Below are 21,261 nucleotides of genomic sequence, written 5' to 3'. Positions count from 1 at the left end.
TGCGCGGCAGGGACGGGGCCGCCCGGGGCCTTGCGGCGCGCCTCCCGGCGCGACCGCGGACGCGGGCGCCGGCTCAGCCGAACAGCGCGCGCATGCGCCCGGCGTCGGGACGCTCGACCACGCCGCGCTCGGTGACGATGGCGTCGATCAGGGCATGCGGGGTGACGTCGAACACCGGGTTCCAGGCGCGCACGCCCTCGGCCACCACGCGCTTGCCGCGGAAGCTCAGCAGCTCGGCCGGGTCGCGCTCCTCGATCTCGATGCGATCGCCGCTGGCCGTGGCCATGTCCACGGTCGAGGACGGCGCCACCACCATCACCTTCAGCCCGTGGTGGCGGGCGGCGATGGCCAGCGGGTAGGTGCCGATCTTGTTGGCGGTATCGCCATTGGCGCAGATGCGGTCGGCGCCCACCACCACCCACTGCACCTGCCCGGTTTTCATCAGGTGCGCCGCCGCGGAATCGGCGATCAGGGTGGCGTCGATCCCGTCCTGGCCGAGTTCCCACACGGTCAGGCGCGCGCCCTGGTTCCAGGGCCGGGTCTCGGTGGCGAACACGCGCGCGACGCGGCCGGCGGCGACGCCGGCGCGGATCACCCCAAGCGCGGTGCCGAACCCGGCCGTGGCCAGCGAGCCGGTATTGCAGTGGGTCAGCACCCCGCTGCCGGGCGCAATCAGGGCGGCGCCGAGCGCACCCATGCGGCGGTTGGCGGCCAGGTCCTCGCGTTCGATCGCCTGCGCCTCGCGCTCCAGCGCCGCGCGCCAGTCGGCGCCAGCCGTGGCGAGCACCCGGCGCATGCGCGCCAGCGCCCACATCAGGTTGACCGCGGTCGGGCGCGCCGCGTTCAGGTGCTGCAGCGCCGGCTCCAGCAGCGCGCTCGCGGCGGCCGCGTCCGTCGCGTGGTCGGCGGGCAACGCGCGTGCCGCCAGCACCACGCCCCAGGCCGCGGCGATCCCGATCGCAGGAGCACCGCGCACCACCAGCGCGCGGATCGCGGCGGCCACCTCGTCGCTGCTGCGGCAGGACTCGTGCACCACCGTGAACGGCAGCACGCGCTGGTCCAGCAGCTCCAGCGCCTCGCCGGTCCAGCGGATCGGGCGAACGTGGTCGTAACGGTCGAAGTCGAGATCGGCGAGGGCGAGGGCGGTGTCGGTCATCCGCGCATTTAACCACGCCGTCCCGCCCCGCCGCCCCGCTCAGTAGCTGCGGAACTCCGCGCGGCAGCCCTGCGCCACCCAGATGCCGCTGCGGCCGTAGCCCCAGGTGCGGCCCTCGATGCAGGCCGAGCGCGACAGCTGGCGCACCAGCTGCACGCCGGCACGGGTATTGGCCGCGCATTCGGTGTAGCGGCCATCGTCCGACTCGCATCGGAACACCCGCCCGCCGATGCCCTCGCCGTAGTCGCCCCAGCCGCGCGCGGGGCCGCGGGTGGTGGTGAACTCCGCGCGGCAGCCCTGCGCCACCCACACGCTGCCGTAGTCCGACCCCCAGGTGCGGCCCTCGATGCAGGCCGAGCGCGACAGCTGGCGCACCAGCTGGGCGCGGCCGCGGTCGGGCAGCGCGCAGCGCTGGTAGCGGCCGTCGTCCGACTCGCAGCGGACGATCCCGCCGTAGCCGGGACCGCCCGGCCGGCCCCAGTCCAGCACCCGGAAATCGGCGCGGCAGCCCTGTGATACCCAGATCCCGTTGCGGCCGTAGCCCCAGTTCACGCCCTCGATGCAGGCCCCGCGCGAGAGCTGGCGCTCCACCACCACGCGCCCGCCGCTGGTGGGGCATTCGCGAGTGCGCCCGTCATTCGACTCACAGCGCACGATCTCGCCGCCGCGGTAGTCGCCGCCGTAGCCGTCACGATAGCCCTCACCGTAGTACTGGGCCGCCGCGGGCGCGGCGGCGACGCTGCCCAGCAGGGCCAGGCCGGATGCGATCAGGGTGCTGCGCATGGTTCGACTCTCCTCTCCCTCGGCCCGGGACGGGCACGATCCTCGCGCTTCACTCTAGTGGCGCGGAATTAACCCTTCCCGAAAATCCTGCGCGGCCCGCCGACGCGGATACACGCCATTCAGCGATGCCGCCACGCCGGGACCGTTGCTCATGCCCGGGCGAAATCGAAGGCCAGTACGTCGGCGATGCGGTCGGTTCCGAGTAGCGCCATCAGCAGCCGGTCCACGCCCAGCGCCACCCCGGCGCAGGCCGGCAGGCCGTGCGCCAGCGCCTCGACCAGCGCCGCGTCCAGCGGCACCGCCGGCAGTCCGCGCGCCGCGCGCACGCGACCGTCACGCTCGAAACGCGCGCGCTGCTCGTCGGCATCGATCAGCTCGTGGTAGCCGTTGGCCAGCTCCAGCGGCCCCAGGTACAGCTCGAAGCGCTCGGCCAGCGGCGGATCGCCCGCGCGGATGCGCGCCAACGCCGCCTGCGAGGCCGGCCAGTCGTGCACCGCCAGCAGGGTGTGGGCAGCGAACGCCGGCTGCAGGCGATGGGTCATCAGCAGGTCCAGCCAGTCGTCGCGGGTCAGGCCCTCGGGATCGAGGGCCACGTCGCCCAGCGCATTGCGCAACACCTCGATGTCGTCCAGCAACGGGTCGATCCCCAGACGGTCGCGGTACAGGTCGCGGAACGTCGTCACCTGCAATGTCGCACGGCGCCCCACCAGCGCCAGCGCCTCACGCACCAGCGCCACCGTCTCCTCCAGCAGACGCATATGGTCCCAGCCGAGGCGGTACCACTCGAGCATGGTGAATTCAGGATTGTGGCGGCCGCCGGCCTCGCCATCGCGGAATACGCGCCCAAGCTCATAGCAGTCGCCGATGCCGGCCGCCAGCAGGCGCTTGAGCGCGAACTCGGGCGAGGTGCGCAGCCAGCGCGTGCGCGGTGCGCCGTCGGTGCGCCCGGAGAACTCCAGGGTGAACGAGGCGATGTTGGGTTCGGTGTTGCCGGCGCGCGAGAGCACCGGCGTCTCCACCTCCAGCACGCCACGGGCGTGGAAGAACTCGCGCGCCAGCCGGTTGAAGGCGGCGCGCAGGCGTAGTGCATCGGCCGTCGCAGTGGGGCGCCAGTCAGTCATGCATGCTCTGCCAGAAAGGCCAGCAGCCGATCCTCGTCCCAGACCTCGATACCCAGTTCCTCGGCCTTCGCCAGCTTGGAACCGGCCTCTGTCCCGGCCACCACGAAGCTGGTCTTCTTCGACACGCTGCCGGCGACCTTGGCGCCCAGCGCTTCGAGCCTGTCCTTCGCCTCGTCACGCCCCATCGACGCCAGGGTACCGGTCAGCACCACGGTCTTGCCTTCCAGCGGCCCCGCGGCCTGTACGCCGCGCTCCGGCAGGCGCGCACGCAGCTCCGCCTGCGCCTGCGCGCTGCGCAGTAGCAACGCAGCATTGGCCTCCACCTCCAGCCACGCGGCCAGCGCCTCGGCGGTATCGGCCGGCAGGCCAGCGGTGACGAACGCGTGCACCGGGGCGTCCAGCAGCGCCTGTGCATCGGCGAACGCCACGCCCAGCTGGGCGGCGCGGATCGCGGTGACCTTCGGGATCTCCAGATCCACCAGCAGCGTCGCCAGGTCCAGTCCCTCGCGCAACGCGGGCACCGGCGCATGCGCGTCGGTGATGCGCACGCCGCGCGCGAGCAGGCGGTCGATCACCTGCTGGTTGCCGGGCTGGTCGAGGAAATGCCCGATCGCACGCGCCACCTCCCCGCCGACATCCGGCACCCGCTTGAACAGTGGCCACGGCAGGCGGCGCACCAGGCCCAGGTCGCCGAACCACTGCGCCAGCGCCTTGGCCGTGCTCTCGCCCACGTGCGGGATGCCGAGTGCGTACAGGAACCGCGCCAGCGTGGTATCGCGGCTGCGGTCGATCGCCGCGACCAGGTTGTCGGCCCATTTGGTGGCGACCTTGCCGGCCTTCACCGTCTCCGGCACCGAACCGTCGCGCTCATCGGCGCGGCGCTTCATCTCCAGCAGATCGTCCAGGGTCAGCCGATAGAGATCAGAAACATCCTGCAGGTAGCCGAACTCGACCAGCGATTCGATATGGCGTTCGCCCAGTCCGTCGATGTCCATCGCCCGCCGCGAGGCGAAGTGGAACACCGCCTGCACCCGCTGCGCCGGGCAGCTCAGCTCGCCGGAGCAGCGCCATACCGCGGCGCCCTCCTCGCGCACCAGCTCGGCACCGCAGACCGGGCAGGTGCGCGGCATCTGCCAGCGGACGGTGCCGGGCGGGCGCTTCGCCAGCTCCACCTGCACCACTTCCGGGATCACGTCGCCGGCACGCCGCACGATCACGGTGTCGCCCACGCGCACGTCCAGCCGCGCGACGTGGTCGGCGTTATGCAACGTGGCGCGGGTGACGGTGACACCGCCCACCTGCACCGGCCGCATCAGTGCCCACGGGGTCACCGCGCCGGTGCGGCCGACATTCACTTCGATCGCCTCCACCACCGTGGGCTGCTCCTGCGCCGGGAACTTGTGCGCGATCGCCCAGCGCGGCGCGCGCGCGACGAAGCCCATCTCGCGCTGGCCGGCGTAGTCGTCCAGCTTGTACACCACGCCGTCGATGTCGAACGGCAGGCCATCGCGGGCCGCGCCGATGCGACGGTAGTAGCCCAGCAGTCCGTCGACGCCGTGCACGACGGTGGCGAGGTCGCTGACCGGCAACCCCCAGTCGCGCAGCCGCGCCAGGGTGGCCGAATGGGTCTCCGGCAGCGTGCCCTGCTCGACCAGGCCGATGCCGTAGGCGTAGAAGCTCAGCGGGCGCTGCGCGGTCACCGCCGGGTCCTGCTGCCGCAGCGAGCCGGCCGCGCCGTTGCGCGGGTTGGCCAGCACCTTGCCGCCATGCAGGCGCGCGTGTTCGTTCCAGCGTTCGAAGTCGGCGCGCGCCATGTACACCTCGCCGCGCACCTCCAGCACCTTCGGCCAACCCTCGCCGCGCAGCCGCTGCGGGATGACGGAAATCGTGCGCAGGTTGGCGGTGACGTCCTCGCCGGTAGTGCCATCGCCGCGGGTGGCGCCCTGCACGAACACCCCGTCCTCGTAGCGCAGGCTGATCGCCAGCCCGTCCAGCTTGGGCTCGGCCGAGAACACCAGGTCCTCGCGCTCCAGGCGCTCGCGGATGCGGCGCACGAAATCGGCCACCTCCTCGTCGCTGAAGGCATTGCCCAGCGACAGCATCGGCACCGCGTGCACCACCGGCGCGAACCGCCCCGAGGGCGCCGCACCGACCCGGCGGGTGGGGGAATCCGGCGCGGCCAGCTCGGGGTGCATGCGCTCCAGCGCTTCGAGCTCGCGCACCAGCGCGTCGTATTCGGCGTCGGAGATGTCGGGATCGTCCAGCTCGTGGTAGCGCCGGTTGGCGTCCTCGATGCGCTGGCGGAGTTCGGCGATGCGGGCGGCGGGGGTAGTCGACATCGTCATGCTCGTCATGCCCCTCTCCCCTCGGGAAAGGGGTTGGGGTGAGGGTTAGGCCGGAAAAGGATTTGCGCGGTGGCTCCGAACCCTCATCCGGCGCTCCGCGCCACCTTCTCCCGGAGGGAGAAGGAACAAACGTCACCAGCGCGTGGACTTGCCCAGCGGCGGCGCGGCGTTCTGGCGGTCGTAGGCGCGCAGCTCCTCACGGATGTGCTGGATGCGCTGGCGGCCAAGCGCGTTGCGCTCCTCGTCCAGCACCACTCCGTCCAGCAGGTCGGCCATGCGCTGCGCCGCCGGCTCCATGGTTTCCCACGCATCCAGTGCCGGCACTGGCGCCGGCAGGGTGAGGAAAAACGCGATAGCCGGGGTCTCCAGCTCGGCGATGGCGGCCATGTCGAAGCTGCCGGGCTTGATGATGTTGGCCACGCTGAAGATCGGCCCCAGCTCCGGGCGGCCGTCCACCAGGCGGTGGAACACGTCCATGTAGCCGAAGGTGAGGCCGGCCTTCTCCGCCGCCACCACGATGTCGGGGCCGCGCAGCTTGCAGTCGGCCTTGGCCGCCACGTACAGGGTGAGGATGCGGTCGAACTGGTCGCTGGTGCGCTTGCCCGGCAGCTGCCGCTCGGGCGCGGGCAGCGGCAACTCCTCCTGCGCCACCGCGGCATCGCTCCAGCCGCGATTGCTTTCGGCCTCGTCGGCGCTCGCCACCGGCTCGCCGCGGCCGCCTTCGCGCGCCGGGCGCGGCAGGCGCCGGCCCTGCCCGCCGTTGCGGCTGCGGCCGAAGTAGATGATCGCGCCGAGCAGCAGCGACATCGCCACCGCGATGCCGATCCGCAGCAGGGTCATGTCCGACATTCCACGTCCTCCAGAGCCAGGGTCACGCGCCGGCCGCCGCCGACATCATTCGGCACCCGCCAGGCGGGCGGCCTCGGCCAGGTCCACCGAGACCAGGCGCGACACGCCCGGCTCGCGCATGGTGACGCCCGAGAGCTGGCGGGCCGCCTCCATCGTCACCTTGTTGTGGGTCACCACCAGGAACTGTACCTGCTCGCTCATTTCGGTGACCAGCGCGGTATAGCGGCCGACGTTGGCCTCGTCCAGCGGCGCGTCCACCTCGTCCAGCAGGCAGAACGGCGCCGGGTTCAGGCGGAAGATCGCGAACACCAGCGCCACCGCGGTCATCGCCTTCTCGCCGCCGGACAGCAGCGAGATGCTGGATACCCGCTTGCCGGGCGGGCGCGCCATGATGGTGACGCCGGCATCCAGCAGGTCCTCGCCGGTCAGCTCCAGGTAGGCGTGGCCGCCGCCGAACAGGCGCGGATAGAGCTCCTGGAAATTGCTGTTGACGCGATCGTAGGTGTCCTTGAAGCGACCACGGGTCTCGCGGTCGATCTTGCGGATCGCCTCCTCCAGCGTCTCCAGCGCGGCCCTGAGGTCGGCGTCCTGCGCATCCAGGTATTCCTTGCGCTGCGCGGCCTCGGCGTGCTCGGCGATCGCGGCGAGGTTGACCGGCTCCAGCCGGCGCAGGCGCGCGTCCAGTTCGGCCACCTCGCGCTCCCACTGTGCCGCGACGGCACCGTCCGGCAGCGCATTCAGCAACTCCTGCAGGTCGAAGCCGGCGTCGGCGATCGCGGCGGTGAACTGTTCCGCTTTCAACAGCAGGGCCTGCTGCTCCAACCGGCGCTGGGCGATCGCCTCGCGCTGCGCCAGCGCCTGCGCGTCGCGCTGCTGGCGCACCTGCTCGTGCTGGCGCAGCTCGGCGTCGATGCTTTCCAGCTGCGAGCGCGCCTGCGCCAGCGCGCGCTCGGCGCGCACGCGCTCGTCCAGCGCGGACTGGCGTTCGGCCTCCAGCGCCTGCACCGGGGCATCGCCCTCCGCAAGCTGCGCGGCAAGCTCGCCCAGGCGGGCATCCAGCTGGCCGCGCTGGCCGCCCATGCGCTCCAGCGCCTGCGCCAGCGCCACCATCTGCACCCGCTGCGATTCCAGCGCCAGGGCCAGCGCATGCGCAGCCTCGCGCGCCTCGCGGGCAGCGATGCGCGCAGCCTCGCGCTTGTCGGTGAGGTAGCGGCGTTCGTTCTCGAGGGTCTGGCGGGTGGACTCGAGGTTGCCCATGCGCCCCAACGCATCCTCGATGCGGATGCGCGCTTCCGCTGCCTGCGCCTTGTTCGCCTCCAGCGCCTCCTCGATCTGCGCCAGTTCGGCGTCGATCCGGGCGATCCGGGTGCGCGCCCCCTCCAGCCTGCCCTGCTGGCCTTGCAACTGGCCGGCCAGTTCGGAGACGCCGCGGTGGGCCATGTAGAGCTGGCGCTGCGCATCCTCGCGCTGCTGCTCGGCGACGAGGTGGGCCTGGCGCAATTCGGCCGACTGCGCCTCCAGCGCCTGCTCGCGCTGCTGGTGCTGGGCGATCAGCGCGCGCAGCGCCTGCAGTTCCTTCTCGCGCAGCAGTGCGCCCTGGGTGGCCGCGCCGGAGCGGGCGATCCGCACCCAGCCGGCGCCGAGGCGCTCGCCGCCACGGGTGATGACCGATTCGCCCTCGCCCAACGTGGCCTGCAGCGCACGCGCAGCAGCCAGATCCTCGGCCGCGTGCAGGCGCGCCAGCAGGCGCCGGATCGCGCGCGGGCCCTGCACCTTGGCGGCCAGCGAAGTCGCCGGATAAACACCGGCATCGTCTTCGTCCGCCACCAGCGCCAACCGGCCTTCGCCCAGCTCGCCCAGCGCCTCGACCAGTTGCTCCGGCGCGTCTACCAGAACGGCTTCGATCAGCTGGCCCAGCGCGGCCTCGACCGCGTTCTCCCAGCCCGCCTCCACCTGCAGGCGCTCGCCCACGCGCGCGGCATCCAGCAGGCCGTGGGCCTGCAGCCATTGGCGCGCGGCGCCCTGTTCCTGCCCCAGCGCGGCCGCCTGCAGGGTCTCCAGCGACGCCAGCCGCCCGCGCGCGGCCTGCGCCTGCTTGCGCAGTTCGGCCAGCTCGGCCTGGACCTGGCGCTGGCGCTCCTGCACGTCGGCGCTGGCCTGCTTGCGCGTTTCGACTTCGGCGGTCAGCGTCTCCAGCGATTCCTTCTGGGTCTCGTGCTGCAGCTGCAGCTGCTCGAAGGTATCCGCCAGTGCGTCGAGGTCGAGACCGGCGCGTTCCTCGCGCAGCTGCTGGCGGCGGCGGTCGGCGTCCAGGATCTGGCGGTCGAGCTGCTCGATGCGGATGCGCTCGACCTCGCTGGCGCGCGCCGCGTCGGCCTGGTCGCGGCTGTAGGCATCCCAGCGCTGCTGCCACTCGGCCAGCCGCGCCTCCACCTCGCGCAGCGCGTCCTGGCGCTGGATGTCCTCCTCCTGCAGGGCTTCCAGCCGCGGCTGTGCCTCGTCCACCGCGGCGCGCAGGGCTTCCAGCTTCTGCTCATCGCCACGGATGTGGCCGCCCAGCTCCGCCAGCGCCGCCTGCGCCTCGTCGCGCGCGCGCTGCAGGCGCAACCCCAGCTCGCGCTGGTGGGCGATCTGCTGCTCGACCCGGGCCAGCACGCCGCCGACCTTGTAGACCTCGGCCTGCGCCGCGTTCAGCGCCTCGCTGGCGGATTCACGCCGCTCGCGCCCCGCTTCCAGCTCGCTTTCGGCGTGCCGCTGCTCGGCGACCAGCTGCTCCAGCCGGGTCTCCTCGCGCGCCAGCTGCTCGCGCAGGGCCTGCAGTTGGCCGTCCAGCGCGCGGAACTCCAGCGCCCGCCACTGCGCGTCCTTGACCTTGCGCTCGGCCTGGATCGCGGTGTACTGCTCGGCCTGCCGCGCCTGCCGTCCCAGATGCTGCAATTGCTTGCCGACTTCCTCGCGCAGGTCGTTGAGGCGGTCGAGGTTCTCGCGGGTGTGGCGGATGCGGGTCTCGGTTTCCTTGCGGCGCTCCTTGTACTTGGAGATGCCGGCCGCTTCCTCGAGATAGACGCGCAGCTCCTCCGGCTTGGCGTCGATCACCTGGGTGATCATGCCCTGCTCGATGATCGAGTAGCTGCGCGGCCCCAGGCCGGTGCCGAGGAACAGGTCGGTGATGTCGCGCCGGCGGCACTTGGCGCCGTTGAGGTAATAGGCGCTCTGGCCGTCGCGGCTCACCGTGCGCTTGACCGAGATCTCATTGAACGCGGCGTATTCGCCGGCGATGGTGTGGTCGCTGTTGTCGAAGATCAGCTCGACGCTGGCCTGCGACACCGGCTTGCGGCCCGCGCTGCCGGAGAAGATCACGTCCGCCAGGGAGTCGCCGCGCAGGCGACTGGCCGCGTTCTCGCCCATCACCCAGCGGATGGCGTCGATGATGTTGGACTTGCCGCACCCGTTCGGCCCGACGATGCCCGTGAGGTTGGTCGGCAGGTGCAGCGTGGTCGGATCGACGAAGGACTTGAAGCCGGACAGCTTGATGGTGGACAGGCGCATGCGCGTCGACGAACCCCGGCGGCGCCGTTAGCGCGCCGCTTGCAGAAATTGGACTGGATCGACCCCCTAAACGCTTGTTTTATCTAGGGGAAACCGTGCGGCACGCGGGTGCCGAACGGCGAGTATAGCGGGGCTAGCGCGCTTCGTCGGGCGCGCGCGCGTGGATCGCCAGGGCATGGATGTCGGTCTGCATCATCGTGCCCAGCGCGGCATACACCAGGCGGTGGCGGGCCAGCGGCGGCTTGCCGGCGAACGCCGCGCTGACGATCTCGACCCGGAAGTGCCCCTGCCCGCCGCGCGCCCCGGCATGCCCGGCGTGGCGGTGGCTGTCGTCGTGCACCTCCAGCACCAGCGGCGCCAGCGCCTCGGTGAGCAGCGCGCGGATGCGCTCCACCCGCGCCGGGTTGAGCCGCGGGATGTCGGCCTCGCTCCAGCCCGTGCTCACGGCAGCACCTTGCGGAACGGCCGCACCTCGACCCGCGCGTACACACCGGCGGCGACGTAGGGATCGGCGTCGGCCCAGGTGCGGGCGTCCTCCAGCGAGGGGAACTCCGCCACCACCAGGCTGCCGGAGAACCCGGCCGGGCCGGGGTCCTCGGCATCGATCGCCGGGCACGGACCGGCCAGCAGCAGCCGGCCGGCGTCGCGCAGCGCGTGCAGCCGCGCCAGATGCGCCGGGCGCGCGGCCAGCCGCTGCGCCAGCACGTCCTGCCCGTCGTAGCCCTCGATCACGTACCACATGCCGCTGCCTCCATGAACCGGAACCGGCATTGTAGTGGTGGCCAGTGGACAGCCGCGCCGGCAGCCCGTACCCTTCGTGCATCGTGTTCGGCCCGATCCTGCGGCCCGCGCGGCCAGCCGGCTCCCCACGCCGCCCCGCGCCCGCCGATCCGGCCTTCCCGCCACCCGCTCCGATGCCGCCCTCCGCGGGCCGCAGGCGTGCAGGCATGGCGGATTGCAGCAAGCGCGACATTCCCGCCCGCACCCCGGGCTGTGAAGCTTCCGATGGTCCGATCCTGAAGATCCATGCTGTGGCCCGGAGGGGGCCGCAAACCCGATGACAGCCGAATCCCGCGTCGCCACCGTGGCCGGCGCCCCCGCGCAAAACCCGAGCCCGCACCCCCAGCAGCAGGAAATGCCGCTGGCGACGGTGCTCGGCCAGCCGGTGCTGGAGATCCCCAAGGATCTGTACATCCCGCCGGACGCGCTGGAGGTCATCCTCGACGCCTTCGAAGGCCCGCTGGACCTGCTGCTGTACCTGATCCGCCGCCAGAACCTGGACATCCTGGACATCCCGGTCGCCGAGATCACCCGGCAGTACGTGGACTACATCCAGGCCATGCACGAGATGCGCTTCGAACTGGCCGCCGAGTACCTGGTCATGGCCGCGATCCTGGCCGAGATCAAGTCGCGCATGCTGCTGCCGCGCCCGCCCAGCGAGGAGGGCGTGGAGGAAGACCCGCGCGCGGACCTGGTGCGCCGGCTGCAGGAATACGAGCGCTACAAGAAGGCGGCCGAGGACCTGGACGCCCTGCCGCGGCTGGAGCGCGACACCAGCGTGGCCTGCGCCCACGTGCCCGAGCGCACGGCCGTGCGCCTGCCGCCGCCGGTGGACCTGCGCGAGCTGCTGCTGGCCCTGCACGACGTGCTCAAGCGCGCCGAACTGCAGGGCAAGCACGCGATCAGGCGCGAGACCCTGAGCGTGCGCCAGCGCATGGGCGAGCTGCTGGAGCGGCTGGCCGACGGCGCGTTCCACCGCTTCGAGGCCCTGTTCTCGCCGGAGGAAGGGCGGCTGGGCGTGGTGGTGACCTTCCTCGGCCTGCTGACCCTGGCCAAGGAGCAGCTGTTGGACATCGTGCAGGAAGGGCCGCTGGCGCCGATCTACGTGAAGTCGCTCGCCACCGGCGAAGGCGCGCCGGCGGTCTCCGAGCTGCCGGATGAATTCGAGGACGCAACCGAGCCGAACGCATGACCGAGATCGACCAGACCCTCGTCAACCGCATCGTCGAAGCCGCGCTGCTGGCCTCCAGCCAGCCGCTGACGCTGGTCCAGCTCAAGGGCCTGTTCCCGCTCGACGAACCGGCACCGGAGGGCAGCGTGGAAGCCGCGCTGGAGCAGCTGCGCGCCGACTGCGAAGGACGCGGGGTGGAACTGGTGGAAGTGGCCAGCGGCTGGCGCTTCCAGGTCAAGGCCGACGTCCACCCGTGGGTGGCGCGGCTGTGGACCGAGCGCCAGACCAAGTACACCCGCGCCACCCTGGAGACACTGGCGCTGATCGCCTACCGCCAGCCGATCACCCGCGGCGAGATCGAGCAGATCCGCGGCGTCGCCGTCAACAGCAGCATCATCAAGGCGCTCGAGGAGCGCGACTGGATCCGCGTGGTCGGCCACCGCGACGTGCCCGGAAAACCCGAACTGCTGGCCACCACCAAGACCTTCCTCGACTACTTCGGCCTGAAGCGGCTGGATGAACTGCCGCCACTGTCGGAACTGCGCGACATCGGCGAACTCGAACCGCAGCTGCCGTTCGCGCCGGCGATCCCGGCCAGCGCGGCAGAGGCAGGCTCACACATGCCGCAGGCGGACGCGGAAGCGGAAACGGATCCGGGATCGGAGCCTGTTTCCGCCGAACGCCATGCCCCCCAAGACACGAATGGAGAGGCGATGCCGTCCGACTCCATCCCCACCCACGATCCCCATAGAGACGACGCCGAGACGGCATCGTCGGAGCACCAAGATGAGCAATAAGGAACACGCACGCCGCCCGCTGAGCCTCAAGCGCAGCGCCACTCCCGACGCCGAGGCGCCGCGCATCAGCGAGCGCCTGCACAAGGTACTGGCGCAGGCCGGCCTCGGCTCGCGCCGCGCGCTGGAGCAGCGCATCGCCGACGGCCTGGTCAAGGTCAACGGCGAGGTCGCGCAGACCGGCATGAGCATCACCGGCGGCGACAAGATCGAGATCGACGGCCGCACCTTCGTGGCCACCGCGCTGACCGACCCGCCGCGGGTGCTGATGTACAACAAGCCGGAAGGCGAGGTCACCACCCGCGAGGATCCCGAAGGCCGCCCGACCATCTTCGACTCCCTGCCTGCGCTCAAGGGCGCGCGCTGGATCGCGATCGGCCGCCTCGACATCAATACCACCGGCCTGCTGCTGCTCACCACCGACGGCGAGCTGGCCAACGCGATGATGCACCCCTCGCACGAAATCGAGCGCGAATACGTCTGCCGCGTGCGCGCGCCGGAGGGCGAAGAGACCGTATCCGACAAGATCGCGGACCGCCTGGCCCGCGGCGTGGCGCTGGAGGATGGCCCGGCCAAGTTCGACGAGATCGAGCGCATCAGCGGCCAGGGCGCCGGCGAAAGCAGCCACGACTGGTTCCGGGTGCTGCTGAAGGAAGGCCGCAACCGCGAGGTGCGCCGGCTGTGGGAATCGCAGGGCTGCCAGGTCAGCCGCCTCAAGCGCATCCGCTACGGCCAGGTGCGCCTGCCGCAGCCGCTGCTGCGCGGGCAATCGCAGGAGCTGCCGCAGGCCGAGGTCGAGGCGCTGCGCAAGGCGGTGGGGCTGGAGGACGGCGCGCCCTCCGCGCTCACCCTGATGCCGGTGCTGGGCCAGCGCAAGGCGGGCAAGACCGTGGTCGCGGGCAACGCGCGCGGCCACGGCTACGTGGGCGGCCACACCACCGCCGATGAAGGCCGCGAACTGCGCCGCTTCGACGCCTTCCGCGAGGAGCGCGGCCGCCGCGGTGCGCCGCGCAAGGCCGGCGGCCTGACCGTCACCGGCGAGATGGCCGCGCAGCAGCGCGACAAGCGCCTGAAGGTGAAGGGCCCGCGCCAGCCCGGCCAGCGCATGAAGCCCGGCGAACAGCGCGGCGAGAACCCGGCGGCGATGCGCACCTGGTACGTGCCGGACGGCGTGGACACCGGCCCGGCCGGCCACCGCAACCCCGGCCAGCGCGGCCCGAAGAAGTTCGGCGGCAAGCCGCGGGCGCAAGGCAGCGGCTTCGGCGGCGCGGGCGAAGCGCGTCCGCAGCGCGCGCCCAAGCCCTACGGCCATCCGGGCAACGCCCCGCATTTCCCGTCCGACCACGCCCACGGCGGCTTCAACCCCTACGGGGCCACGTCGCAGCGGCCCCGCGGCGGCAAGCCCGGCGGCGGCCGGCCGGGCGGCCCGCGTCCGGCCGGTGGCAAGCCCGGCGGCGGCCACCGTGGCCCGCGCGGCGGGAACCGCTGAGGCCATGCCTGCGGTCCTGCTCGGGCTGTGGCTGGCTGCCGCGCAAGCGGCGGCCCCGGCCGATCTCGACTACATCGACGCCAAGCGCCTCGCCGATACCAACGAGGCCAGCGTGACCGGCACGGCGCATGCGGCGATGCTGGAAGCGCAGAAGCGGCTGCTGGATGCCGGCGTGCTCGAATGTGCGCTGGGCCGGCCGCAGACCGACTTCAGCGCGTTCACCATCGTCATGCGCCTGGATGCCGAGGGCCGGGTGCAGCAGACCTGGCGCCAAGGCAGTTCGCCGCTGGCGATCTGCCTGCAGCGCTACGTGCGCGACAAGACCGTATTCGTGCCGCCGAAGGCGCCGTTCCACACCGCGCTGGACATCAGCTTCACCAAATAGCGCCGGGGCGCCCCGCGCGGGCATGGCGCCACGGATGCAACGATCCGTCGCCGCGCGATGGAATTGAACGCCTGCGCCGCCCGCCCCATCCTGCATGGCCTACCCGTCGGCCCCGCGCCGCAACAGGAGCCTCGCCATGCGCAAGCAGATCCTCGACATCACCAGCGCCCCCGGCCGCCACTGGGTCGGCAACGGGTTCCCCGTGCACGGGATGTTCGGCTACAGCGGCCCCGGCGTGGCCCAGCGCAGTCCGTTCCTGATGCTGGACTACGCGGCCCCCACCCATTTTTCGCCCACCCGCGAGCGCCGCGGCGTCGGCCAGCACCCGCACCGCGGGTTCGAGACCGTGACCATCGTGTACGCGGGCGAAGTGGAGCACCGCGACTCCGCCGGCAACGGCGGCGTGATCGGCCCGGGCGACGTGCAGTGGATGACCGCCGCCGGCGGCATCCTGCACGAGGAGTTCCACTCCACCGCGTACGCCGCGAAGGGCGGGCCGTTCGAGATGGTGCAGCTGTGGGTGAACCTGCCGGCCAAGGACAAGCTCGGCCCGGCCGGCTACCAGGGCATCCTCGCCGCGCAGATCCCGGCGGTCGCACTGGCGGATGGCGCCGGCACCGCGCGCATCATCGCCGGCGAATACGCAGGCCAGCGCGGCCCCGCGCGCACCTTTACCCCGATGAACGTGTGGGACTTGCGCCTGGCCGCCGGCAAGACGGTGGAACTGCCGCAGCCAGAGGGCTGGACCACGCTGCTGGTGGTGCTGGACGGCACCATCCAGCTGAACGGCGCGCAGGTGCTGCGCCCGGCGCAGATGGCCACGCTGTCCACCGCGGGCACCGGCGTCACGATCGAGACCCACAGCGAGGCCAAGCTGCTGCTGCTCGCCGGCGAGCCGATCGACGAGCCGGTGGTCGGCTACGGCCCGTTCGTGATGAACAGCCAGCAGGAAATCCTGCAGGCCATCGCCGACTTCAACAGCGGCCGCTTCGGCATCCTCGCCTCCTGACGCTCCACGGCCGCGCGGGTTGCGGCTCCCGTTGGTGCTGGTGCCCAAGCCCGTTCGCGGTGAGCCTGTCGAACCGCGGTTGGGCCCGCCGCCCCGCTCATCCTTCGACAGGCTCAGGACGAACGGGTGGACGGGCCATCGCAGGCGAGGGGCCTCAGGGTGGACCAGGCATCGCAGGCAAACGACGAATGGATCGGCCCACCGCAAACGGGGAAGCCCCGCCCCGGCGTCAGCCCAGCGCGGCCAACGCGGCGGCGTAGTCCGGTTCCTGGGTGATTTCCGGCACCAGCTGCACGTGGCGGACCGTGTCGTCGGCATCCAGCACGATGACCGCGCGTGCCGCCAGCCCGGCCAGCGGCCCATCCTCCAGCGCCACGCCGTAGTCGCGCAGGAACGCGCTACCGCGCAGGGTGGACAGCATCACCACGTTGTCGATGCCCTCCGCGCCGCAGAAGCGCGCCTGCGCGAACGGCAGGTCGGCGGAGATGCACAGCACCACGGTATCGGCCAGCTTGGCGGCGTCCTGGTTGAAATGCCGCACCGACGCGGCACACACGCCGGTATCGACGCTGGGGAAGATGTTGAGCAGCTTGCGCTTGCCGGCGAAGTCCGCCAGCGAGCGATCGGCCAGGTCGGTGCCGACCAGCGAGAACGCCGGGGCCTTGCTGCCGACGGCCGGGAGCTGGCCGCCGACGCGGACCGGGTTGCCTTTGAGGGTGACGCTGGACATGCGGGACTCCTGGGGGTTGGGGAGGAATGGAAAGGACGCTTCCGCGCGCACAGCCGCGGAGGCAAGGCTCGGAAACGGCAGCGGCATGCTGACGGCATCCGGGTTTCCGCTACGTGCAGGGATGCCCGCGCGGATGCAGCGCGAGCAACTCAATCGCGCAGCTCGAACCCGTCGGCGTCCTGCAGCGCCGGGAAGCGCTGGCGATGGGCCAGCAGTTCGGCGGCCTGCAAGGTGGTGGTGACCACCACCGGCTCGTCCATGCATTCGCTGACCGGATGCCCGAGGAAGTCGATCACCGCGCTGTCGCCGCTGTAGTGCAGGCCGTTGCCGTCGCTGCCGACCCGGTTCACGCCGACGACAAAGCACAGGTTCTCGATTGCACGCGCGCGCAGCAGGGTCTTCCACGGATAGGCGCGCGCCGACGGCCAGTTGGCGACGTACAGCGCCAGGTCGTAGTCGGCCTGGCCGGCGCGCGTCGGGTCGAAGCGGTTGCGCGAGAACACCGGGAAGCGTAGGTCGTAGCAGACCTGCAGCAGGATCCGCCAGCCCTTCCACTCCACCACCACGCGTTCGCGCCCGGGCGCGTAGCGCTCGTGTTCGCGGGCGAAGGTGAACAGGTGGCGCTTGTCGTAATGCACCAGCGCGCCGTCCGGGGTGGCGAAGAGCATGCGGTTGAAGACGCCTGCCTCGGTGCGGATCTGCACGCTGCCAGCAATGGCCGCGCCCAGCGCCTGCGCCTGCTGGCGCAGCCAGGCCACGGTCGGGCCGTCCATGCCTTCGGCGCGCGCGATCGCCTCGTTCGAGAAACCGCTGGTGAAGGTCTCCGGCAGCACCACCAGGTCGGTCAGCCCGTGCAGCGGGGCGATCAATTCCCCGTAATAGTCGCGGTTGCCCTGCGGGTCGTGCCAGCGGGTATCGCCCTGAACGAGGGAGACGCGCAGGTCGGGCAGTGTGGCAGGCATCAGGATGCGCTCCGGGAAAATCCTCAGCGCAGGATTGTTCCACCTGCGCGCGCGGAAGGAAATCGGGAGGGAATCCGCGCTCAGGCCTTGGGTGGATCCGGTACGAACCTCAGCACGTTGCCATTGATGCAGTAGCGCTTGCCGGTGGGCGGCGGGCCGTCGTCGAACACGTGCCCGAGGTGGATGCCGGAGCTGGCGCTACGGACCTCGATGCGGTGCATGCCGTGGCTGTCGTCGGCCAGGAACTGCAGTGCGCCCGGCATCGGCTCGAAGAAGCTTGGCCAACCGCAGCTGCTGTCGAACTTGGCATCGCTGCGGAACAGCGCCGCCCCGCTCACCGGGTCGTAATACGTGCCGGGGCGCGACTCGTACAGATGTGCGCCGGTGCCGGGCCGCTCGGTGCCGTTCTCGAACGCGATCCGCTGCTGCTCCGGGCTCAGCAGGTAGAACCCCAGCCACTGCCAGAACTTCTTCGGGTCGCCGGCGTAGCCAGTGAAGCGCGCGGTCTCCTTGCCGTGCGTAAACAATACGATGGTGGGCGTGCCCAGCAGCGGGCCAGCCAGGGTCCAGCCGGTCGGGGCCTTCTGCGCGCGGGTACGCACGAACGGCACGTCGGCCTTCCAGGTGGAGAGCACGTCGGCCTCGAATTTCTCGCAGTACGGACAGTCCTCGGCCTCGTACACCACCAGCTGGCGGTCGGCGTGCAGGGCCGCGCCGTCCGGCGGCGGAGTGGCGCCCACCTCGGCATCCAGCCCGAACTTCACCCCGGTGCCGCCCAGCCCGCAGTAGCCATCCGGATTCTTGACCAGGTAGTCCTGATGGTAGTCCTCGGCACGGTTGTAGTGGCGCACCGGCAGGATCTCGGTGGTGATCGGCCCGAAGCCGGCGCGGGCCAGGTTCTTCTGGTAGATGTCGCGGCTCTGCTCGGCCACCACCTTCTGCGCCTCGCTGGTGTAATAGATCGCGCTGCGGTAGTTGCTGCCGATGTCGTTGCCCTGCCCGCCCACCTGGGTGGGGTCGTGGTTCTCCCAGAACGCGGCGAGCAGCTTCATCAGGTCGAGCCGGCGCGGGTCGTAGCGCACCCGCACCACCTCGGCATGGTTGCGGGCATGGCTGCGCCCCATGCGGATCAGGCGTTCCTCGCGCAGCACGTCCTCGTAGCCGACTTTCTGGGCATCGCCGCCGGCATAGCCCACCTCCACCGCGACCACGCCGGGCACGGCGCGCAGGCGCTTCTCCGCGCCCCAGAAGCAGCCCATGCCGAAATAGATGTCTTGCAGATGCGTACCGTCCATCGGGGTGCCTCCGATCGTGGGTGCCGTGGATGCCGGGGAAGTCGCCGGGCGCGCCTGCAGCGCCCGCCAACCGAATGCCGCCAGCGCGCCGCCCAGCATCAGGGCCAGCAGCATCGCGATGGTCTTTTCGATCGTCATGGCAACCTCCGGCATGGGAATGGGCAGGCCGCCGCAGCTGCGGCTCGCCCGGTCTTCACAGCTTGGACAAGCGCTGCATCGCAAGGTTCATGGTGTCGTCGTTCTTGGCGAAGCACAGCCGCAGCAGGCGTTGGCCTGCGGGCGGCGCGGCGTAGAAGGGCGACAGCGGGATACCGGTGACGCCGTGCTCCAGCGTCAGCCAGCGCGCGAACTCCACGTCCGGCAGGTCGCTGACTGCCGAGTAATCCACCAGCTGGAAATAGCCGCCCGGCACCGGCAGCGGCTTGAGCCGGGTGCTCGCCAGCTGCGCGCGGAAGCGGTCGCGCTTGGCCTGGTAGAACGCGCCCAGCGTTTCGTAGTGCTCCGGCTCGGCCGCGATCATCTCGGCAAACGCGTGCTGCGCCGGGTTGAAGCTGCAGAACACGTTGTACTGGTGCACCTTGCGGAACTCCGCGGACAGCGCCGGCGGCGCGATGCAGTAGCCCAGCTTCCAGCCGGTGCAGTGGTAGGTCTTGCCGAAGCTGGAGATGACGAACGCGCGCGCGCGCAGCTGCGGATACCGCAGCACGGATTCGTGGCGGGCGCCGTCGAACACGATGTGCTCGTATACCTCGTCGCTGAGCAGCAGGATGTCGGTGCCATGCAGAAGGTCCTGCAGGGCCTGCATGTCGGCGGCGGTGAACATCGCGCCCGACGGGTTGTGCGGGCTGTTGATGATCAGCAGGCGCGTGCGTGGGGTGATGGCGGCGCGCACCGCGTCCCAGTCGGGGGCAAAGCTGGCCGGGTCCAGCGGCACGTGCACGGCCCTGGCGCCGGCGAGGTCGATGGCCGGCTCGTAGCAGTCGTAGCAGGGGTCGAGGACGATCACTTCCTCGCCGGCGCGCACCACCGCGTGGATGGCGTTGAAGATCGCCTCGGTGGCGCCGCTGGTCACGGTGATCTCGGCATCGGCATCAGGGCGCCAGCCGTAGCAGCGTTCGGTCTTGGCGGCGATGGCCTGGCGCAGCGCGGGGATGCCGGTCATCGGCGCGTACTGGTTGTGGCCGGCCTGCATGGCATGGCTGAGCGCGTCCACCAGGCGCGACGGCACCGGGAAATCGGGGAAGCCCTGGCCGAGGTTGACCGCACCGTGCTCGGCCGCCAGCTGCGACATCACGGTGAAGATGGTGGTGCCGACCTGCGGCAGTTTGCTGTCGAGATGCATGCGTAAAGCCATTCAAGCGGGCATTCCAGTGTACGGAATCCGCCCGCGGCCGGATGCGCGGGCCACCCAGGCCGGGCGTGCCCCGCAAGCTTCTCCCGTAGAATTGGCGGCCCATGCCCGCCGCCCTTCCCGCCAGCCCCCTGCTTGCCGTGCGCGCGCTGGCGTTCTCGCGCGACGAGCTGCCGGTGTTCGGGCCACTGGATTTCGCGGTGGACGCCGGCGAAGCGCTGCTGGTGCAGGGTGGCAATGGCGTCGGCAAGACCACCCTGCTGCGGGTGCTGGCCGGGCTGCTGCGCGCGGACTCCGGCGCGGTGGAGATCGCGGGCATCCCGGCGCAGCCGCGGGCGCGCGCGCGGCACATGGCCTACCTCGGCCACCTGCCCGGCCTGAAGGCCGATCTGTCGGCCCTGCACAACCTCGACTCCCTGTGCGGCCTGCACGGGCAGCGTCCCGGTCTCGGACTGGAGCAGGCGCTGGCGATCGTCGGCCTGGCCGGTTTCGAGGACGCCCCGCTACGCACACTGTCGGCCGGGCAGAAGAAGCGCCTGGGCCTGGCGCGGCTGTGGCTGTCGCCGGCGCCGCTGTGGCTGCTGGATGAGCCGTATGCCAATCTCGATCTGGAAGGCATCCAGCTGGTGAACCGCATGGTGGAAGCCCATCTGCGCGCAGGCGGCGCGGCGCTGATCACCACCCACGGCGCCTATGCCGCGCCCCCGGTGCGCACGCGCCTGCTCGAGCTGGGCAAGCCGCTGCCGGCGGGAGTGCCGGCATGATGTGGCAGGCCGCGCGCGCGCTGATGCTGCGCGACCTGCGCCTTTTGTGGGCGCGCCGCGGCGACGCCCTGCAGCCGGCGCTGTTCGCGCTGCTGACGGTGGTGCTGTTCGCGCTCGGCCTCGGCGGCGAGGCGCGCGCGCTGGCGCCGGTGGCCGCGGCGGTACTGTGGCTGGCGGTGCTGCTGGCCGGGCTGCTGGCGCTGGACACCCTGTTCCGCGGCGATGCCGAGGACGGCTCGCTGGAACAGTGGATGCTGGCGCCGGTGCCGCTGTGGTGGCTGGTGCTGGTACGCACCCTGATGCACTGGGCCACCACCGCGCTGCCGGTGATCGTGGCGGTGCCGCTGCTGGGCGAGCTGCTGCACCTGCCGCACGCGCAGCTGCCGGTGCTGCTGGCCTCGCTGCTGCTGGGCACGCCCATCCTCAGCCTGCTGGGCGCGGTGGTCGCGGCGCTGACCGTGGGCATGCGCCGCGCCGGCATCCTGCTGGCGCTGCTGGCGCTGCCGCTGTACGTGCCGGTGCTGGTATTCGGGGCCGGCGCGGTGGCGGCGCAGGCGCAGGGGCTGGATGCGGTGGGCGCGCTGCTGCTGCTGGGCGCCGGGCTGGTGCTGGCGCTGGCGCTGGCGCCCGCGACCGCGGCCGCCGCGCTGCGCATCGCGCATTCCTGAACTCGCGGCCGGGCTTGCGCTGGATCAAGGCAGGCCCGCAGGCGCTGGGCGGACAATATG

Annotated in this window: 18 protein-coding genes and 1 pseudogene; 7 read left to right on the top strand and 12 right to left on the bottom strand. The window is 71.5% G+C overall.

The annotated features are described in order from the left end of the window. Window positions 1-73: 73 nt before the first annotated feature. The 8 genes from mtnA to EDC34_RS07135 all read right to left on the bottom strand — a co-directional run bounded on the left by mtnA (window position 74) and on the right by EDC34_RS07135 (window position 10,544). A complete protein-coding gene (gene mtnA, locus EDC34_RS07170; protein WP_114960918.1) occupies window positions 74-1,156 on the bottom strand; it encodes an S-methyl-5-thioribose-1-phosphate isomerase in 1,083 nt (360 codons plus the stop codon). A 39-nt stretch (window positions 1,157-1,195) separates the two neighbouring features. Continuing rightward, window positions 1,196-1,939 carry a DUF3011 domain-containing protein gene (locus EDC34_RS07165; protein ID WP_114960917.1) on the bottom strand — a complete coding sequence of 248 codons (744 nt, stop codon included), beginning with the start codon at window positions 1,937-1,939 and terminating at the stop codon, window positions 1,196-1,198. A 149-nt stretch (window positions 1,940-2,088) separates the two neighbouring features. After that, window positions 2,089-3,060, bottom strand: coding sequence for an EF-P lysine aminoacylase EpmA (epmA, locus tag EDC34_RS07160; RefSeq protein ID WP_114960916.1), 972 nt, complete (start codon window positions 3,058-3,060; stop codon window positions 2,089-2,091). After that, window positions 3,057-5,405, bottom strand: a complete 2,349-nt coding sequence (gene ligA / locus EDC34_RS07155; protein WP_114960915.1) for an NAD-dependent DNA ligase LigA — start codon at window positions 5,403-5,405, stop codon at window positions 3,057-3,059. The genes epmA and ligA overlap by 4 nt, the downstream gene beginning before the upstream one ends. A gap of 132 nt (window positions 5,406-5,537) precedes the next feature. Then, window positions 5,538-6,254: a cell division protein ZipA gene (gene zipA / locus EDC34_RS07150; RefSeq protein ID WP_114960914.1), complete on the bottom strand. Its 717-nt coding sequence runs from the start codon at window positions 6,252-6,254 to the stop codon at window positions 5,538-5,540. Between the two features lie 45 nt (window positions 6,255-6,299). Continuing rightward, window positions 6,300-9,803 carry a chromosome segregation protein SMC gene (smc, locus tag EDC34_RS07145; protein ID WP_114960913.1) on the bottom strand — a complete coding sequence of 1,168 codons (3,504 nt, stop codon included), beginning with the start codon at window positions 9,801-9,803 and terminating at the stop codon, window positions 6,300-6,302. Between the two features lie 133 nt (window positions 9,804-9,936). Further along, a complete protein-coding gene (locus EDC34_RS07140) occupies window positions 9,937-10,221 on the bottom strand; it encodes a BolA family protein (protein ID WP_114960966.1) in 285 nt (94 codons plus the stop codon). A gap of 23 nt (window positions 10,222-10,244) precedes the next feature. Beyond that, window positions 10,245-10,544, bottom strand: coding sequence for a YciI family protein (locus EDC34_RS07135; RefSeq protein WP_114960912.1), 300 nt, complete (start codon window positions 10,542-10,544; stop codon window positions 10,245-10,247). Window positions 10,545-10,860: 316 nt separating this feature from the next. Here EDC34_RS07135 and EDC34_RS07130 point away from each other — a divergent pair, with 316 nt between their 5' ends. From EDC34_RS07130 to EDC34_RS07110, 5 genes and pseudogenes are all read left to right on the top strand, one after another. After that, a complete protein-coding gene (locus EDC34_RS07130) occupies window positions 10,861-11,775 on the top strand; it encodes a segregation and condensation protein A (RefSeq protein ID WP_114960911.1) in 915 nt (304 codons plus the stop codon). A 5-nt stretch (window positions 11,776-11,780) separates the two neighbouring features. Next, window positions 11,781-12,329, top strand: a pseudogene (gene scpB / locus EDC34_RS07125) (SMC-Scp complex subunit ScpB); the annotation flags it as partial. A 211-nt stretch (window positions 12,330-12,540) separates the two neighbouring features. After that, window positions 12,541-14,037: a pseudouridine synthase gene (locus EDC34_RS07120; RefSeq protein ID WP_114960910.1), complete on the top strand. Its 1,497-nt coding sequence runs from the start codon at window positions 12,541-12,543 to the stop codon at window positions 14,035-14,037. Between the two features lie 4 nt (window positions 14,038-14,041). Then, complete coding sequence (locus EDC34_RS07115) at window positions 14,042-14,422, top strand: hypothetical protein (RefSeq protein ID WP_132982864.1); 381 nt, start codon at window positions 14,042-14,044, stop codon at window positions 14,420-14,422. A gap of 136 nt (window positions 14,423-14,558) precedes the next feature. After that, entirely contained in the window at window positions 14,559-15,431 is an 873-nt protein-coding gene (locus tag EDC34_RS07110) for a pirin family protein (protein ID WP_114960964.1), read from the top strand. Window positions 15,432-15,660: 229 nt separating this feature from the next. Here EDC34_RS07110 and tpx read toward each other — a convergent pair whose 3' ends face one another. The 4 genes from tpx to EDC34_RS07090 all read right to left on the bottom strand — a co-directional run bounded on the left by tpx (window position 15,661) and on the right by EDC34_RS07090 (window position 19,760). Further along, entirely contained in the window at window positions 15,661-16,161 is a 501-nt protein-coding gene (gene tpx, locus EDC34_RS07105) for a thiol peroxidase (protein WP_114960908.1), read from the bottom strand. Between the two features lie 149 nt (window positions 16,162-16,310). Beyond that, window positions 16,311-17,111, bottom strand: a complete 801-nt coding sequence (locus EDC34_RS07100) for an amidohydrolase (protein ID WP_114960963.1) — start codon at window positions 17,109-17,111, stop codon at window positions 16,311-16,313. A gap of 92 nt (window positions 17,112-17,203) precedes the next feature. Then, entirely contained in the window at window positions 17,204-18,556 is a 1,353-nt protein-coding gene (gene msrA, locus EDC34_RS07095; RefSeq protein WP_205388079.1) for a peptide-methionine (S)-S-oxide reductase MsrA, read from the bottom strand. A 55-nt stretch (window positions 18,557-18,611) separates the two neighbouring features. After that, the gene (locus EDC34_RS07090) at window positions 18,612-19,760 is read right to left on the bottom strand and encodes a pyridoxal phosphate-dependent aminotransferase (RefSeq protein WP_114960907.1); all 1,149 of its coding nucleotides are present in this window, start codon (window positions 19,758-19,760) and stop codon (window positions 18,612-18,614) included. Window positions 19,761-19,873: 113 nt separating this feature from the next. Here EDC34_RS07090 and ccmA point away from each other — a divergent pair, with 113 nt between their 5' ends. Both ccmA and ccmB read left to right on the top strand, forming a co-directional pair. After that, window positions 19,874-20,533: a heme ABC exporter ATP-binding protein CcmA gene (gene ccmA / locus EDC34_RS07085; protein ID WP_114960906.1), complete on the top strand. Its 660-nt coding sequence runs from the start codon at window positions 19,874-19,876 to the stop codon at window positions 20,531-20,533. Beyond that, window positions 20,530-21,201 (top strand): heme exporter protein CcmB, encoded by a 672-nt coding sequence (gene ccmB, locus EDC34_RS07080; RefSeq protein WP_114960905.1) that lies wholly within the window; start codon window positions 20,530-20,532, stop codon window positions 21,199-21,201. The genes ccmA and ccmB overlap by 4 nt, the downstream gene beginning before the upstream one ends. Window positions 21,202-21,261 lie beyond the last annotated feature (60 nt).

Origin of the sequence: Thermomonas haemolytica (genome assembly GCF_004346265.1) — a bacterium.
GTDB lineage: Bacteria > Pseudomonadota > Gammaproteobacteria > Xanthomonadales > Xanthomonadaceae > Thermomonas > Thermomonas haemolytica.
The sequence above is the reverse complement of the archived record's forward strand: the minus strand, read 5'-3'. Positions and strand labels throughout refer to the sequence as shown.

What these genes read in the sequence shown, in the direction of transcription:
- EDC34_RS07090 (WP_114960907.1), bottom strand. Translation starts at nt 19,760, where the DNA reads ATGCATCTCGACAGCAAACTGCCGCAGGTCGGCACCACCATCTTCACC.
- EDC34_RS07165 (WP_114960917.1), bottom strand. Translation starts at nt 1,939, where the DNA reads ATGCGCAGCACCCTGATCGCATCCGGCCTGGCCCTGCTGGGCAGCGTC.
- smc (WP_114960913.1), bottom strand. Translation starts at nt 9,803, where the DNA reads ATGCGCCTGTCCACCATCAAGCTGTCCGGCTTCAAGTCCTTCGTCGAT.
- ccmA (WP_114960906.1), top strand. Translation starts at nt 19,874, where the DNA reads ATGCCCGCCGCCCTTCCCGCCAGCCCCCTGCTTGCCGTGCGCGCGCTG.
- ligA (WP_114960915.1), bottom strand. Translation starts at nt 5,405, where the DNA reads ATGACGATGTCGACTACCCCCGCCGCCCGCATCGCCGAACTCCGCCAG.
- mtnA (WP_114960918.1), bottom strand. Translation starts at nt 1,156, where the DNA reads ATGACCGACACCGCCCTCGCCCTCGCCGATCTCGACTTCGACCGTTAC.
- tpx (WP_114960908.1), bottom strand. Translation starts at nt 16,161, where the DNA reads ATGTCCAGCGTCACCCTCAAAGGCAACCCGGTCCGCGTCGGCGGCCAG.
- epmA (WP_114960916.1), bottom strand. Translation starts at nt 3,060, where the DNA reads ATGACTGACTGGCGCCCCACTGCGACGGCCGATGCACTACGCCTGCGC.
- EDC34_RS07120 (WP_114960910.1), top strand. Translation starts at nt 12,541, where the DNA reads ATGAGCAATAAGGAACACGCACGCCGCCCGCTGAGCCTCAAGCGCAGC.
- EDC34_RS07130 (WP_114960911.1), top strand. Translation starts at nt 10,861, where the DNA reads ATGACAGCCGAATCCCGCGTCGCCACCGTGGCCGGCGCCCCCGCGCAA.
- ccmB (WP_114960905.1), top strand. Translation starts at nt 20,530, where the DNA reads ATGATGTGGCAGGCCGCGCGCGCGCTGATGCTGCGCGACCTGCGCCTT.
- EDC34_RS07110 (WP_114960964.1), top strand. Translation starts at nt 14,559, where the DNA reads ATGCGCAAGCAGATCCTCGACATCACCAGCGCCCCCGGCCGCCACTGG.
- msrA (WP_205388079.1), bottom strand. Translation starts at nt 18,556, where the DNA reads ATGACGATCGAAAAGACCATCGCGATGCTGCTGGCCCTGATGCTGGGC.
- zipA (WP_114960914.1), bottom strand. Translation starts at nt 6,254, where the DNA reads ATGTCGGACATGACCCTGCTGCGGATCGGCATCGCGGTGGCGATGTCG.
- EDC34_RS07115 (WP_132982864.1), top strand. Translation starts at nt 14,042, where the DNA reads ATGCCTGCGGTCCTGCTCGGGCTGTGGCTGGCTGCCGCGCAAGCGGCG.
- EDC34_RS07135 (WP_114960912.1), bottom strand. Translation starts at nt 10,544, where the DNA reads ATGTGGTACGTGATCGAGGGCTACGACGGGCAGGACGTGCTGGCGCAG.